Below are 1,704 nucleotides of genomic sequence, written 5' to 3'. Positions count from 1 at the left end.
GCGGGCGGGGGGGGAGCCGCAGGGCGGCCGGCCGGCACGCGCAGGCGTCGGCGAGGTCGGCGGCGCCGACCGGGTCGCAGCTGACCCGGGTGCCGCCGACGAGGTCCCCGAGCAGGCCGACGGCGGCGGCCTGGTCCAGCCCCCCGATGATCACCGGGTCGACGTCCTCGATGCCGGTCAGCGGGCCACCGGCGACGGCGAGCAGCAGGGTGCCGGCGCCCGCGCCGAGCAGCGGACGCAGTTGGGCGGCGTCCTTGACGTCGTCGAGCAGCAGCAGCACCTCCCGCTCGGCGGGCGCCACGCGCAGTGCGGCGCACGCGGGGTCGGCGCCGTCCGGCCCGCCGGACGGCTGCAGCCGGGGCGGGACGGCGTCCAACTGCCCCAGCACCCGCCGGGCCGTCCGGCCGGGCGGCACCCGGCTGCCGTCGGGCGCGGAGAGCCGGGCGTACAGCACGCCGCCGGGGTACTGGACGGCCACCGACCGGGCCCAGCGCAGCGCGAGCGCCGTCCGCCCGGCCCCGGCCCGGCCGGCCAGCACGACCAGCCTGGCCGCGTCACCGCCCTGGCCGGCGGCGCGGGCGGCGGCGTCCAGCGCGGCGAGTTCGGTGCGGCGGCCGGCGAAGGCGGTCGGCCCGGGCGGCAGGCCGTCCGCGGGGCCGGCCGCTCCGGGGCCGGCGGACCGCTCTTCGATGGTCGCCGTCTTCCTCGCCACCCGTGCCCACTTCCGTCGGTCGCCCGCAGCGGACCCGCTGCGGGCCCTGCCGCGAAGCGTAGTTCGAACGACCGCCCCCGCAGAGGTCACCCGCCCGCCCCGCCCCGGGCATCACCCCCGCGGGTCAAGCAGGCGGCCGACCACCCAGGGCGCGGGGAGGCGGCCGACCACCCAGGGGCGCGTGGGGGTACCTGAGGTCGCCCTCACCGAAAGCAGCCCCGCGCCCCTGAAGGGCGCACCCTCAGTCCTGGCGGAAGGGCCGGGCCGGCCAGGGCGAGTCGGCGGGGCGCAGGATGTCCAGGCCCTGGCCGGTGAGGGCGGCGTGCAGCGCGAGGGTGCCGGTGATCAGGGTGGGGTTGTGCAGTTCGCCGGCCAGGACGAGCCGGATCAGCTCCTCCAGCGGGACCCTGGCGGTCTCGATCTCCAGTTCCTCGCCGTGGGCGGCGTACCGCTCGCCCTCGGCCTCGGAGAGGTCGGTGGCGAGGAAGAGCCGCAGCGCCTCGTCGGTGCCGCCGGGCGAGGTGTAGAAGTCGACCAGCACCCGCCATTCGCCGGCCTTGCAGTGGGCCTCCTCGTAGAGCTCCCGCTGGGCGGCGTGCAGCGGGTTCTCGCCCGGCACGTCCAGCAGGCCCGCGGGCAGCTCCCACAGGCGCTGCCGGACGGGGTGGCGGTACTGGCGCAGGATCAGCACCCGCTGCCGGTCGTCCAGGGCGAGCACCGACACCGAGCCCGGGTGGGTCTGGTAGTCGCGGCGCGCCCAGGATCCGTCGGGCATCTGCACCTCCTCGGTGCGCACCCCGGTGACCCGGCCCTTGAACGGCGTCTCGCCGGCCCGGACGGGCCACTGCTCGGCGGCATCCCTGATCTGCTGCTGGAAGTCCATCGCTCTCCCCTTTTCGTCAGTACGACACAATCTAACCCGACGCACCCTCAGCCTGCGGCCACAACCGTCCGCGAACAGCCGGGCGGGGGGCGGGGGGGGGGGGGGGGCG

General features: G+C 77.6%; 1 protein-coding gene and 1 pseudogene. Both read right to left on the bottom strand.

The window, feature by feature from the left end:
* Positions 1–712, bottom strand: a pseudogene (locus tag ABD353_RS35140) (hypothetical protein); the annotation flags it as partial.
* 241 nt (positions 713–953) lie between these two features.
* A complete protein-coding gene (locus ABD353_RS35135) occupies positions 954–1,595 on the bottom strand; it encodes an NUDIX domain-containing protein (RefSeq protein ID WP_344627769.1) in 642 nt (213 codons plus the stop codon).
* Positions 1,596–1,704 lie beyond the last annotated feature (109 nt).

The organism is Kitasatospora arboriphila, assembly GCF_039528095.1.
Taxonomy (GTDB): Bacteria; Actinomycetota; Actinomycetes; order Streptomycetales; family Streptomycetaceae; genus Kitasatospora; species Kitasatospora arboriphila.
This window is presented reverse-complemented; position numbering and strand designations above follow the sequence as displayed.

Excerpts from the sequence above, each read along its gene's own strand:
- ABD353_RS35135 (WP_344627769.1), bottom strand. The coding sequence starts at position 1,595 with ATGGACTTCCAGCAGCAGATCAGGGATGCCGCCGAGCAGTGGCCCGTC.